Annotated in this window: 10 protein-coding genes; 5 read left to right on the top strand and 5 right to left on the bottom strand. The window is 72.4% G+C overall.

Annotated elements, in window-relative coordinates; genetic code table 11:
* Positions 1 to 20 precede the first annotated feature (20 nt).
* Positions 21 to 1,418, bottom strand: coding sequence for a PP2C family protein-serine/threonine phosphatase (locus tag ABT070_RS29990; RefSeq protein WP_351765036.1), 1,398 nt, complete (start codon positions 1,416 to 1,418; stop codon positions 21 to 23).
* A gap of 349 nt (positions 1,419 to 1,767) precedes the next feature.
* Here ABT070_RS29990 and ABT070_RS29985 point away from each other — a divergent pair, with 349 nt between their 5' ends.
* Positions 1,768 to 2,181: an SsgA family sporulation/cell division regulator gene (locus ABT070_RS29985; RefSeq protein ID WP_351765034.1), complete on the top strand. Its 414-nt coding sequence runs from the start codon at positions 1,768 to 1,770 to the stop codon at positions 2,179 to 2,181.
* A gap of 10 nt (positions 2,182 to 2,191) precedes the next feature.
* Here ABT070_RS29985 and ABT070_RS29980 read toward each other — a convergent pair whose 3' ends face one another.
* Together ABT070_RS29980 and ABT070_RS29975 are read right to left on the bottom strand one after the other, a co-directional pair.
* Positions 2,192 to 3,217, bottom strand: coding sequence for a Gfo/Idh/MocA family protein (locus ABT070_RS29980; RefSeq protein WP_351765032.1), 1,026 nt, complete (start codon positions 3,215 to 3,217; stop codon positions 2,192 to 2,194).
* Between the two features lie 118 nt (positions 3,218 to 3,335).
* Complete coding sequence (locus tag ABT070_RS29975) at positions 3,336 to 4,430, bottom strand: baeRF3 domain-containing protein (RefSeq protein WP_351765030.1); 1,095 nt, start codon at positions 4,428 to 4,430, stop codon at positions 3,336 to 3,338.
* A 150-nt stretch (positions 4,431 to 4,580) separates the two neighbouring features.
* Here ABT070_RS29975 and ABT070_RS29970 point away from each other — a divergent pair, with 150 nt between their 5' ends.
* From ABT070_RS29970 to ABT070_RS29960, 3 genes are all read left to right on the top strand, one after another.
* Positions 4,581 to 5,996 (top strand): basic amino acid/polyamine antiporter, encoded by a 1,416-nt coding sequence (locus ABT070_RS29970; RefSeq protein ID WP_351765029.1) that lies wholly within the window; start codon positions 4,581 to 4,583, stop codon positions 5,994 to 5,996.
* 26 nt (positions 5,997 to 6,022) lie between these two features.
* A complete protein-coding gene (locus ABT070_RS29965) occupies positions 6,023 to 7,279 on the top strand; it encodes an arginine deiminase (RefSeq protein ID WP_351765027.1) in 1,257 nt (418 codons plus the stop codon).
* Between the two features lie 92 nt (positions 7,280 to 7,371).
* On the top strand, positions 7,372 to 8,154 hold the full coding sequence (locus ABT070_RS29960) for an alpha/beta fold hydrolase (RefSeq protein WP_351765026.1): 783 nt from the start codon (positions 7,372 to 7,374) through the stop codon (positions 8,152 to 8,154).
* 126 nt (positions 8,155 to 8,280) lie between these two features.
* Here ABT070_RS29960 and ABT070_RS29955 read toward each other — a convergent pair whose 3' ends face one another.
* Together ABT070_RS29955 and ABT070_RS29950 are read right to left on the bottom strand one after the other, a co-directional pair.
* Complete coding sequence (locus ABT070_RS29955) at positions 8,281 to 9,771, bottom strand: glutamate synthase-related protein (protein WP_351765024.1); 1,491 nt, start codon at positions 9,769 to 9,771, stop codon at positions 8,281 to 8,283.
* Positions 9,772 to 11,391, bottom strand: a complete 1,620-nt coding sequence (locus ABT070_RS29950; protein ID WP_351765093.1) for an alpha/beta hydrolase — start codon at positions 11,389 to 11,391, stop codon at positions 9,772 to 9,774.
* Between the two features lie 329 nt (positions 11,392 to 11,720).
* Here ABT070_RS29950 and ABT070_RS29945 point away from each other — a divergent pair, with 329 nt between their 5' ends.
* Positions 11,721 to 12,449 (top strand): chaplin, encoded by a 729-nt coding sequence (locus ABT070_RS29945; protein ID WP_351765091.1) that lies wholly within the window; start codon positions 11,721 to 11,723, stop codon positions 12,447 to 12,449.
* The last annotated feature ends 259 nt before the right edge of the window (positions 12,450 to 12,708 follow it).

Raw genomic sequence — 12,708 nt, 5'->3', positions numbered from 1 at the left:
TTGTCGTCGGTCGGGTCCACTCACCGGGTGACCCGGGCGACGAGTACGCAGGCGTCGTCGGCGCGTTCGCTCTCGCCGCACTCCTCCACGACCATGCGCACACACTCCTGTGCGGTGCGTGCCGCGTCCAGACGAGGGGCCAGGCCGAGGAGGCGGTCGGCGGGCGCCAGCCCGTCGGTGTGCAGCAGGAGCAGGTCGCCCTGTTCGAGGGTTTCTTCGGCCTGCCCGTAGTCGGCGTGTGCGTTGGCTCCGAGGAGCACGCCCTGCGGTGCGTCCAGCCGGCGTCCCGTCCCGTCGCGGAACAGCAACGGGACGGGGTGTCCGGCCTGCGCCCACATCAGGGTGCGGGTGTCCGGCCGGTAGCGGCAGCAGACCGCGCTGCCCAGCGCCGGTTGGACCGTGGTGTCCAGTAACTGGTTGAGCCAGGACATCAGTTGGGCGGGTCGGGTGCCCGCCATGGCCATCCCGCGCAGGGCGCCCAGCAGCATCGCCGTGGTCGAGGTGACGGTCGGGCCGTGGCCGGTGAGATCACCGACGCTCAGCAGCGTCTGGCCGTCGGAGAGTTCGAGCGCGTCGTACCAGTCGCCGCCGATCCGGGAGGTCGTCGCGGCGGGCAGGTAGTGGGCGGCGAGGTCGAGGGAGCGGGGGCCCTGGTGCGGCAGGCGCGGGGAGCCGCGCCACGGCGGCAGCACGGCCTCCTGGAGCTCCACCGCGAGCCGGTGTTCGGTCTGGGCGTGGTGGCGCTGCCGCTGGAGCGAGTCACGGCTCTCGTGCACCGCCCGCTGGCTGCGGCGCAGTGCGCTGACGTCCCGCAGCACGGCCCACATCGAGGTGGTGCCGCCCTCGGCGTCGAGCACGGGTTCGCCCATCATGTGCACGGTGCGGTGCTCGCCGTCCGGGCGCACGACGCGGAACTCGCCGTCGATGGGGCGGGCGTCGATCAGGCAGTCCGTGACCATGGCCGTCAGCCTCGGCCGGTCCTCGTCGAGGACGAGCGCGGGCAGTTCGTCGAGGGTGAGCGGGGGAGCGGCGGTGTCGCGGCCGAGGATCCCGTAGAGCTCCTCGGACCAGACCGCCTCGTCCGTCAGCAGGTTCCACTCCGCGCTGCCGACCCGGCTGAGCAGCGACTCGCGCCGGGGCGCGGCCGGTGCGGCCGGCGGGTGATCGGCGGCCGGCACGGGCGGCGGACCGTCCCGCAACTGCGCCAGGTGCGTGTCGAGGTCGTCGAGTTGGTGCAGCGCCAGGTCGTAGAGCGCGCGCTGCCAGCGGCTCTGCGGGTCCGCCGTGTCGCCGCGGGCGTCCTGCCGTACGGCGTCCATGTCGCCCTTGAGTCGCCGGGTCTGCGTGATCAGCGCGTCGACCGAGCCGCGCCCCGGCGGCTGGGCGGCTGAGCGGTCCGCGGAGACATGGGGCGGCATGACGCACTCCGATGCGGGACGGTACGGCGAAGGCTGGCACAAGGGCCGTTACGACTGTTGCACAGCCCGCGACGGTGTGTAAGGGATTTGGCAACACACGATTCGGTGGTGCTTCTGGCATATGCCAGTGTCTTCAAGGAGGGGTGGCGGGAGGTGGCCGGCGGGCCCCGGAAGCATCTCAAGTCGTAGGTGACGTACGTGACTTGGGGGACTCCTGGGGGGTTCGAGGTGACCATCGGTCGCCTGTTCGGAGGCCTGATGTTCCAGGCAAGGGGCGTTGTGACGCAGGTCACATGAATTGGACACCGCTTTCGCGTAATGCAAGTGGCCCCCGCGAGGTCGTACTTGCATGGACATCACTCTGGAACAACCCGTCCGCGCCCGCTTGATCACCGCGGAGGACCAGGAGCTGCCCGTGCCCGCCACGCTCCGCTACGTCTCCTCCGACCCGTTCGCCGTGCACGTCGACTTCCCGCCGGAGGTCTCCCTCGCGGGCGAGGCGGTCACCTGGACCTTCGGACGGACCCTGCTGGAGCAGGGGGTGAGCGGTCCGGCGGGGAGCGGGGACGTGCACATCTGGCCCTGTGGGCCGGTCCGTACGGTCGTGGAGTTCCACTCCCCGCTCGGCCTGGCCTTGCTCCAGTTCGACACGGACGCCCTGCGCCGGTTCCTGCTGCGCAGCTACGCCGTGGTCGCGGCGGGCCGGGAGGATGTCGGCGCCGCCGTCGACCAGGGACTGGAGGCCCTGCTCGGCAATGTCTGAGCCCCGGGTGTCAGTGACCTTCCGCGGTGTACAGGCCGGGCCGCGGGGCGAGTTCGACCGCGACGCGGGTGTCGCTCTCCAGGGCCCGGATCCCCGCTTCGGCGACGACGGAGGCCGCGTAGCCGTCCCAGAGGGTCGGGCCGGTGACCAGACCGCGCCGGGTGGCGTCGACCCAGGCCTGCACCTCGCGGTCGTAGGCGTCCGCGAACCGCACGAGGTAGTCCTGGGGCACGTCCGCGCCGGCGGTGCCCCCGGTGGTGACGAGCATTCCCTGCTCGTCGCCGATCCGCGCGCTGCCCGCCTCGCACACGGCCTCGCAGCGCACCTGGTAGCCGAATCCGCAGTTGACGAAGACCTCCACGTCGACCAGGGCGCCCCCGTCGGTCTCGAAGAGCACGAACTGCGGGTCGAGCAGGCCCTGCGGGGCGCCGGCGGAGGGGCGCGGGCGCCGTACGGTGACCGCGGTCAGCTCCTGGCCGAGCAGCCAGCGGGCCGCGTCGATCTCGTGCGACACCGAGCTGTCGATCAGCATCGCGCTGGTGAAGCCAGGCGGTGAGGAGACGTTGCGGTGCACGCAGTGCAGCATCAGCGGCCGGCCGAGCCGCCCGTCGTCCAGCAGCGTCTTGAGGCTGCGGTACCCGGCGTCGTAGCGCCGCATGAACCCGATCTGCGTCAGCCGCCGTCCCAGCCGGGCCTCCGCCTCCAGCACGCGCAGCGCCCCGGCCGAGTCCGGCACCATGGGCTTCTCGCACAGCACCGGGAGCCCGCGGGCGAAGGCCGCGAGCAGCGCCTCCTGGTGCGCGGGGCCGGGCGACGCGATCAGTACGGCCTCGACGCCGGGCGCGTCGAGCGCGGCCTCGGCATCCGTGTGGACCGTCACGCCCTCGATCCCGGCCACGGCCTCCTTCGCGCGCGCGGCGTCGGGATCGGCCACCGCGGCGACCCGGGCTCCGCTCACCACGCGATCGAGGCGGCGTACATGGTCGGCGCCCATGTGTCCGGCACCCAGTACGGCCACGCCCAGCAGGTCACTCACGCGTACTCACCCTCCCGGTCGACGATCACGCCGTAGCGTACGCCGCCGGTGAGAGCCGCCGAACGGGCCCCCGACCAGGGCAACCGGCCGAGCCGCCGCTGTGCGGGGCGGTCGCGGGTCAGTAGCGCAGCACGCCTGCCATCCCGTCCGCGTCGCCCAGTGTGCCGTCGGGGACGAAGCGCACCTCGGCGCCCGTCTCCAGGCACTGCTCGACGATCTCGTCCACGATGTCCTCGCGGGCGTCGAGGTCGCCGCTCACGGCGGGGACGAGATGGTCGCCGCCGTCGCGGACCGTGACCCGGTAGTTCTCCTCGACGGCCAGCAGCCGGATCCGGCCCTCCCGCGCGCTCTGCCAGAGCTCGTCGACCCCGGCCGCGAACATCTTGTGTCCACGGGCCGAGTCGAGCTCCCGGGCGACGGCCGCGGTGTTGCGGCGGCCCTCCGCGTCGTGCAGCGGGCGCACGGCCTGCCACACGGAGTCGGGTGTGCCGTGGGAGAGGCCGCCGTGCGCGACGTGCACCGCGTCCCGGGTGACTCCGCCCAGCTCGTCGAGGAGCGACAGCGCCGCCTGCTCGCCGGTGACGTACAGCGGTCGCGGGTCCTCGCGCAGCAGCCTGCCCAGGGCGGTGTCGGCCTCGCGCAGGAAGTGGCGGGTGCCTTCGTCGCGGAACGTGCTGGGCGAGTCGCCGATCCGCTCCATGCGCTCGGCGTCGAAGTTCGGCTGACTCCTGACCAGGGGGAAGCCACCGGCGTGTTCCTCGGTGACCCGGTCGATGCCGCCGTTCCACAGCGTGACGTGGTCGGCGGAGACCGACAGCACCCAGAACGGCCGTTCGGCGGCCTGGGCCGAGACCAGGTTGCGGGTCAGGAAGGTGTCGGAGAGCACGACGCGTTCGGGGACGGCACGGGCCAGGGACCACACCTGGTGCTCGCCCGGGGCCGCGTAGATGACCAGGCCGTCCTCGGTGTGCGCCAGGTCGACCTCGGCCAGGGCCAGGTCGAGCTGGTCGGCGACGTCGGCGCGCCGCTCGCGGCTGACCGCCGGGTCGGTCTCCAGCTGTTTCTTCGCCTCGGCCACGACATTGCGCAGCCGGACCCGGTCCTGGGTGTTCTCGGGTTCCCGCCGGTGTGTCGGCGTCAGCACGGACACCGCCGGATAGGGGCGCGGGCGGCGCAGTTCGGAGAGGGTCGCTGGGCTCAGTGCGTGCTCCATATCAGCACGATAGGTCCCAATCGACGTTCAGGCATTTGGGGCAATACAAATACATGTCCGGGCGCATGCGTGGTTAAGGTCGCAGCGGTGGTCGGCGGGCGTTCCTCGGCCGCCTGCGCACCACTTCCGTCCCTCCGTCGTAGGGCACCCATGACGCAGACCGAGACCGGGTCCCGGCCGGCCACCGCGAAACTGAGCCTGCCGACACTCACCACCATGGTCGTCGGCTCGATGGTCGGGGCCGGTGTCTTCTCCCTGCCGAGCCGGTTCGCCCAGGAGACGGGCGTCGCCGGCGCGCTGATCGCCTGGGCCGTGGCGGGCACCGGGATGCTGATGCTCGCCTTCGTCTTCCAGAACCTCGCGGTGCGCCGCCCCGACCTCGACGCCGGTGTCTACGCCTACGCCAAGGCCGGGTTCGGCGAATACCTCGGCTTCTTCGCCGCGTTCGGCTACTGGGCCAGCGCCTGCGTGGGCAACGTGACGTACTGGGTGCTGATCATGTCGACCATCGGCGCGATCGCACCCGCCCTCGGGGACGGTGACACCGTGCTCGCGGTCGTCCTCTCCTCGGCCGGGCTGTGGCTGTTCTTCCTGCTCATCAGCCGGGGAGTGAAGGAGGCCGCCGCGATCAACCGGATCGTCACGGTGGCCAAACTCGTGCCGATCCTCGTCTTCGTCGTGCTCGCGCTCTTCTACCTCGAACCGGGCGTCTTCGCCGACAACTTCGCCGGAGCCGACTACGCGGGGTCGCTGTTCTCCCAGGTCAAGGGCACCATGCTGGCCACCGTCTTCGTCTTCCTCGGGGTCGAGGGCGCCAGCGTCTACTCCCGGCACGCGCGCCGCCGCGAGGACGTCGGCCGGGCCACCGTGCTGGGCTTCCTGAGCGTGTTCGCGATCTTCGCGTCGGTCACCATCGTCTCGTACGGCATCATGCCGATGGGCGAGATCGCCGAACTGCGCCAGCCGTCCATGGCGGGGGTGCTGGAGCACGCGGTCGGCACCTGGGGGAAGGTCTTCGTCAGCGTCGGACTGATCGTCTCCGTGCTCGGCGCCTATCTCGCCTGGACGTTGATGGCCGCCGAGGTGCTGTTCGTCGCCGCCCGGGACGACGACATGCCCCGCTTCCTGAAGCGCTCGACGGCCGACGACGTACCGGTCCCCGCGCTGGCCATGACCACCCTGCTCAGCCAAGTCGTCCTGGTCGTCACCCTGTTCTCGGACGACGCCTTCAACTTCGCCCTCGACCTGACCAGCGCACTGAGCCTCGTCCCGTTCCTGCTGGCGGCGGGCTTCGCCGTGCGGATCGGACGGACCGGCCCGCCCGGCGAACTGGCGGTCGCCCTCCTCGCCACCGTCTACACCGCGTTCCTCATCTACGCGGCCGGTCTGAAATACCTCCTCGTCTCGCTCATCGTCTACGCCCCCGCGACGGCCCTGTTCGTCAAGGTCCGCAAGGAACAGGGCCGACGGCTCTTCTCGCCGCGCGAACTGCTCGTCCTCGCGGTCTCGGTGGCCGGCGCGGTCGTCGGCGTGGTCGCCCTGGCCCTGGGCTGGATCAGCCTCTGAGTCCGCCGATTCCGGAAAGGCACCCCGTGACCAGTCAAGAAGCCCGTCCCGCGTACGGCGTCCACTCCGAGGTCGGCAGGCTGCGCAAGGTCCTCGTCTGCGCCCCCGGGCTCGCCCACCGCAGACTCACCCCCACCAACTCCGACGACCTGCTCTTCGACGACGTGATGTGGGTCGAGAACGCCCAGCGCGACCACGCCGACTTCGTCAACAAGCTGCGTGAACGCGACGTGGAGGTCGTGGAGTTGCACGATCTGCTCGCGCGGACCATGGCGATCCCCGAAGCGCGGGACTGGCTGCTGGACCGGAAGATCGTCGCAGGCGAGGTCGGTCTCGGCCTCATCGACACCACCCGCGCCTACCTGGAGACCCTCGAACCGGAGCGGCTGGCCAGGTATCTGATCGGCGGCCTGGCCACCACCGACCTGCCGGACGAGTACCGCACCGGCCACCTCGCCCTGGCCCGTGAGTCGACCGGCGTCCGCGAGTACCTCATGCCGCCGCTGCCCAACACGCTCTACACCCGGGACACCACCTGCTGGCTCTACGGCGGTCTCACCCTCAACCCGCTGTACTGGCCCGCCCGGCACGACGAGACCCTGCTGATGAAGGCGATCTACACCTTCCACCCCGACTACGCGGGCTCCACCGTGTGGTGGGGCGACCCCGAACTCGACTGGGGGCAGGCGACGTTCGAGGGCGGGGACATCATGCCCGTCGGTAACGGCGTCGTGCTGATGGGCATGAGCGAGCGCACCTCGCGGCAGGCCGTCACCCAGGTGGCCAAGGCGCTGTTCGACCAGGGCGCCGCCGAACGCGTGATCGTGGCCGGGATGCCGAGACTGCGGTCCGCGATGCACCTCGACACGGTCTTCACCTTCGCCGACCGCGACCTGGTGACGCTCTACCCGGCGATCATGGACGGCGTCCACACCTTCTCGCTGCGCCCGAGCGACCGGGCGCCGGGCTTCGACATCACCGACGAGGGCACCACGCCCTTCACCGACGTCGTCGCCAAGGCGCTGGGCCTGCCCGCGCTGCGGATCGTCGAGACGGGCGGCGACGTCTACGCCTCCGAACGCCAGCAGTGGGACAGCGGCAACAACGCGGTCGCCCTGGAGCCCGGGGTGGTCTTCACCTACGACCGCAACACCCAGACCAACACCCTGCTGCGCAAGGCGGGCATCGAGGTCATCACCATCGTGGGCGCCGAGCTCGGGCGCGGACGCGGCGGCGGACACTGCATGACCTGCCCCCTCCTGCGCGATCCTGTGGAGTTCTGAGCGGGATCCCGCAGGCGCCGGACGGTGACGGCGACCCCTTCGGCCGGTTACCGTACGCGTCAGTAACCGGGACCGCACCGCAGGAGGCACCCATGCCGCAGCTCGAAGTCGACGGCGCAGCACTGACGTACGACGACGACGGTCCGCGCGACGGCGACGGGGTGCCCCTGGTGTTCGTGCACGGCTGGACGGCGAACCGGCACCGCTGGGACCACCAGGTGGCGCACTTCGCCGAGCGGCGCCGGGTGATCCGGTTCGACCTGCGCGGGCACGGCGAGAGCAGCGGCGCGGGCGTGAAGACGATCGCGGAGCTGGCGACGGACCTGCTGGCCCTCCTCGACCACCTGGAGATCGAACGGTTCGTGCTGGTCGGTCACTCGATGGGCGGGATGATCTCGCAGACCGTCGCTCTCTCCCACCCCGCACGGGTGGAGCGCATGGTGCTGGTGAACTCCATCGGCAAGATGACCTACAGCCGGGGCAGGGGTCTGCTGATGGGCGTCTCCACCCTCGTCCCCTTCAAGCTGTTCGTCGCCACCAACATCCAGCGGGCCTTCGCCCCCGGCTACCCCCGCGAGGAGATCCGCGCGTACATCAAGTCCTCCGCGGACACCCCGCGCGAGGTGGTCATGACGCTGTACGGCGCCATGCGTGCCTTCGACGTGCTGGACCGGGTCGGCGAGATCCAGGCCCCGACCCTGATGATCCACGGCTACCACGACATCCAGCTTCCGGTGCAGCAGATGCTGCGCATGGCCAAGGCGTATCCGGACGCCACCGTCCGCGTCCTCGACGCCGGCCACGAACTCCCCGTCGAGAAGCCGGCCGAGCTGACGGCGGCGATCGACGCCTTCGTCACCGTCAAGCCCTCGTAGCCCTCGTAGCCCTCGTAGCCCTCGTAGCCCTCGTAGCCCTCGTGGCCTTCGTGGCCCTCGCAGCCCTCGCAACTGGCGTAGCCCTGGTGGCCGTCGTGGCCGTCGTGGCCGTCGACCGCGGGGGTGCTAGCCGAAGCTGTCCGGGTCGGCGGCCTTCCAGTCCGCCGCCCAGGACTCCGGTGGTCCGGCGAGCAGTTCGCCCGGCGCCAGCCACTCGTACAGCTCAGCGTACGAGCGGACCGTGCCCGGCCGCGTCCGCCGGACCAGATGGCCCGGCGTGAGCCCGGCCGGCTCGCGGAGGCCCATCGCCGCCATGATCCGGACGGCGTCACGGACCGTGTCGCGCTGGTAGCGCCGGACCCGCCGGGCCGTGTCGGCCACGTTCAGGGCGCGGGCCCGCAGCGGATCCTGGGTCGCGACGCCGGCCGGGCAGGTCCCCGTATGACACCGCAGGGCGCCGACACAGCCGACGGCGCGCATCATCGCCCGGGCCGCGTTGGTGTAGTCGGCGCCCTGCGCGAGGCGGGTGACGATGTCCGAGCCGGTGGCGACCCGGCCGCTCACCCCGATCCGCACCCGGTCCCGGAGCCCGACGCCGACCAGGGCGTTGTGCACCGTGATCAGCCCCTCGGTGAGCGGCATGCCGAGGTGCCCGGCGAACCCCGCCGGCCCGGCGCCGGTGCCGCCCTCCGATCCGTCCACCACCACGAAGTCGGGTGTCAGCCCCTCCGCGACCATCGCCGCGCACACCGCGAGGAACTCCCGGCGTGAGCCCACGCACAGCTTGAACCCGGTCGGTTTGCCGCCCGCCAGTTCACGCAGCCGGCCCAGGAACAGCACCAGTTCACGCGGCGTCGAGAACTCCCGGTGCGACGGCGGCGACACCACCGTCTCGCCCACCGGGACCTTGCGCTCCCGCGCGATCTCGGCGGTCACCTTCACCCCGGGCAGCACCCCGCCGGTACCCGGCGCCGACCCCTGGGACAGCTTCAGCGACACACACCTCACCTCGGGCAGCGCCGCCTTGTCCGCGAACTCCCGTGCGTCGAAGCCGCCGTCGGCGCCACGGCAGCCGAAGTACCCCGTCCCGATCTCCCAGACCAGGTCGCCGCCGCCGCGCAGATGGTGCTCGGACAGCCCGCCCTCCCCGGTGTCCTGCGCGAAACGCCCGAGCGCCGCACCTCTGTTGAGGGCGAGGACCGCACGCGACGACAGCGCCCCGAAGCTCATCGCGGACACATTCAGCAGCGCCATGTCGTAGGGCTGGGAGCAGTCCGGGCCGCCCACCCGCACCACCGGCGGCTCCTCGGGCGGCTCGACCGGCCGCAGCGACGGCACCAGATACTCGTGCCCGTCCCGGTCGCCGCCGAACGGCTCCCGGGCATCACCGCTCCCGGTACGCACGCCCACCTGCTCCGCCGGACGGCGCAGCCGTCCGACCAGCGGGTGGTTGCGCAGCACGGGACGGCGCCGCTGGAGCAGGTCCCGGCCGCCCAGACAGGCCGACGCGAGCAGCGGTCCGGCCGCGAGCCACCACCAGGCGGACCGGGCGGACGCGGCGACCGTCGCCCCGGTCGCGAGGAGACAGACGAGCCCCAGCGGCAGGAGCCGGCGCACCTAGTCGTCGTCCTCGTCGGGCCCGCAAGAACTGCCGCTGGGCGGGAGGGAGCCGTACAGCAGGAAGTCGTCGACCTTGCGGTGCACGCACTTGGACGAGCCGTACCCGGTGTGGCCGTCGCCTTTGTTGTCGAGCACCACGGCCGGGGTGCCGAGACGCTTCGCCGTCTCCACCGTCCAGCGGTACGGCGTCGCCGGGTCGCCGCGGGTGCCGACCAGCAGCATGTCCGGAGTGTCCAGGTTCTTCACCTCGTCGCGGATGAAGTCGGTGCCCTTGGGGCGGCCGTAGCACATCAGGACCTCGGTGAGGCGGTACGGGCCGAAGACCGGTGAGGCCTTGTCGTAGGCGGCGCGCAGCCGCTCGATGTCCGCGGTGATCTGCGCCGCCGTGGGCCGGTCGGGGTCGTCGGCGCAGTTGATCGCCATGAGCGCCGCGGGCAGGTTGTCGAGGGGGACGTCCTCCTCGTCGACCAGCGCCCCGGGGGAGGGCTCGCCGCGGTCGGCGGCGCGCAGCGGGAACGGCAGCGGAAGGGCGATGCCGCCGGTCGCGAAGCCGAGTACGCCGCTGGCGTCGCCGCTCTCGACGAGCTGCGCCAGCGCCCGTTCCAGCAGGGGCCACAGTTCCTTGCTGTACAGCCCTTGTCCGAGGGCGCCGACGAGATCCTGCCCGGTGAAGTCCGCGCCGAAGTCGGTCGGCAACGGGTCCTCGTCCAGCGAGCGCACGAGCCGGACGACCTCCTCGCGGGCCACCCGCGGATCCTGCCCGAACGGGCAGGCGATGTCCTTGGTGCACCAGCCGACGAAGTCGTCCAGCGCCACCTGCTGCCCCCGGGCGCCCGCGATGCCCTGCTCGGTGAGCGGCTCGGTCAGGGTGTCGACGCCGTCGAGGACCAGCCGGCCCACCTTGTCGGGGAACCGGGCGGCGTAGACCGCGCCGAGCCGGGTGCCGTACGAGAACCCCAGGTAGTTGAGCTTCCGGTCGCCGAGTGCCGCGCGCAGCACGTCCAGGTCCTGGGCCGCGTCGACGGTGCCTATGTGCGGCAGCACCGGTCCGGAGTGCTCGGCGCAGTCGGCGGCGACCTGCTTCAACCGGGTGAGGAGCGCCTGCGGGTCGGCGAGGGCCGAGTCGTCGTCGAGGGAGGCCAGCCCGCTGTCCTCACCGTCCCCGCAGCTGACGGGGGAGGAGCGGCCGACGCCCCGGGGATCGAGGGTGACCACGTCGTAGCCGTCGGTGAGGTCCATGAACTCCTTGCCGCCGTAGGCGAGTTCGGGGACTCCGGGGCCGCCGGGCCCGCCGAAGTTGAGCACCACCGAGCCGCGCTTGTCGCCCGTGGCCCGGTAGCGGCCGAGCGCGAGGTCGAGCGTGCCGGCCCTGGGGTGGGCGTAGTCGAGGGGGACGGTCAGGTCGGCGCACTGGAGGTCCTCGGGCATGCCGTCGCCCTCGCACGCCGACCACGTGACCTTCTGGCCGTAGAACCGGGAGAGGTCGGGACGGTCGTCCCCGTCGGCGTTCCGGTTCGCGGTCGCCGTCGGCAGGCCCGCGCCCAGCAGGGTCAGTGCGGCGGTGGCGGCGAGCGCGCAGCGTCGCAGCCCGGGCGGTGTCGGCAGCTTGACCAGCATCGGTGCCTCCAGGGACGCCCGCAGCGGTCCGGGAACGGCGCCCTCGCTCACGATAGGCGGCCTGCCGACGACCCGCCTCCGGGCGGACAGGGGCCGCCCCGCGCCCCTTCTCGGACCGTTCTCCGCGCGCCCTGCGGCGCCCGCGCGGCGGGGCTGACACCAGTTCGACGAGAGGACCGAAGGGGGGTCGCGGAGGGGGCCCAATGGGGTGAAAGGGTGTTCAGGCATAACCCGGACGGTGCGCCGACGTTCTACCGGGTGCGGGCGAGTGCCCGCGATTCAAGTCTGGAAGGCAGGGACCCATGAGACGGGTTACCCGAACCGGTGTGATGGCCGTCGCCGCAGTCTCCGGCGCGATGGCTGTGACACTGCCCGCACACGCCGACTCCACGGCGGACGGCGCCGCGGCCGGCTCGCCCGGACTGATCTCCGGCAACGGCGTCCAGCTCCCGGTGCACCTCCCGGTGAACCTGTGCGGGAACACGGTGAACGTGGTGGGCGTGCTGAACCCCGCCGCAGGCAACACCTGCGTCAACAAGGGCGCGGCGGCCGCGCCGGGGAAGCACGGCGCCTCGTCCGGTGGTGGTGCCACCGCCCCCGGGAAGCACGGCGCGTCGTCCGGCGGCGGCGCCACCGCGCACGGCGCCACGCAGGGCTCCCCGGGCGTCGTCTCCGGCAACGGCGTCCAGCTGCCGGTACAGCTCCCGGTGAACGTCAGCGGAAACAGTGTGAACGTCGTCGGCATCGCGAACCCGGCGTTCGGCAACGAGTCCGTCAACGTCTCCGGTGAGCAGCCGGCGCCGCCCGCCGAGCCCGAGCCGGCGCCCAAGCCGAAGCCGCCGACCCGGCACAACCCGCCCTCGGAGCCCCAGAACCCGGGCCCGCAGGAGGGTCCGCAGGCGCCGACCCCTGCCCACCAGGGCGGGGTGCCCGAGGCCGCGTCGTCGCTCGCCCACACGGGAGCCGACGCCACCCTGCCCGCCCTCGGCGGCAGCGCGGCCCTGCTGCTCGCCGGTCTGGCCCTCCAGCGGCGCTTCCGCCCGCACGCGGAGCGCTGAGCCGCCGCCTCGCAGCGGACGGTGTGCAGGCCCCCTCGACGCCGGTGACACCGGCCGGCTGAGCGGGGGAGGGGGCCTGTGGCGGCCCGGCGGCTTCCGCGGCCGGGCCCGCCGCAGCCGCCCGGCCGACTCGGCCGCATCATCCCGCCGGCCGACTCGGCCGCGCCCGCCGCCGATCGATTTGGCCGGGACCACCCCCGGCCGGACCACTCGGCCGCATCACCCCGCCGATCGACTCGGCCGCGCCCTCGGCCGATCG

The sequence above is a fragment of the Streptomyces sp. NPDC002884 genome, assembly GCF_040295245.1.
GTDB lineage: Bacteria > Actinomycetota > Actinomycetes > Streptomycetales > Streptomycetaceae > Streptomyces.
Note: the sequence above shows the minus strand (reverse complement) of the source record. Positions and strands in the feature narration are given on the sequence as shown.